Here is a 264-nt window from a genome sequence, read left to right as displayed (position 1 = left end):
ACTGCAAGCCTGTTGTTCCAGTCCGGCTGGAGTGGCCATGCAGAGATGGGGCTGGCGGGCGATACATCCTTTTCGCTAAAAGTGAGCCCTGACGGCAGCACTTGGACCGAAGCCCTGCGCGCCGATCCGGCCAGCGGCCATTTGAGCGGTGCAGCGGTGCAAGCCTCTGCCAGCGATACCACCACCGGGCGGCTGTTGCGGGCAGATTGGGGCTACGGGCCGGGCAATCTTTTGGGGATGGTGGCCCTGTCCGGTGGCGTGCCC

Annotated in this window: 1 protein-coding gene; it reads left to right on the top strand. The window is 65.5% G+C overall.

Annotated features, from left to right (window positions below; all coding sequences use genetic code 11):
* Positions 1–264, top strand: a 264-nt coding sequence (locus tag R0J87_RS21460) for a hypothetical protein (protein WP_498888825.1), incomplete at both ends; no start/stop codon positions are given.

Origin of the sequence: Halomonas sp. SIMBA_159 (assembly GCF_046536035.1) — a bacterium.
Classification (GTDB): Bacteria; Pseudomonadota; Gammaproteobacteria; order Pseudomonadales; family Halomonadaceae; genus Vreelandella; species Vreelandella venusta_A.
The sequence above is the reverse complement of the archived record's forward strand: the minus strand, read 5'-3'. Positions and strand labels throughout refer to the sequence as shown.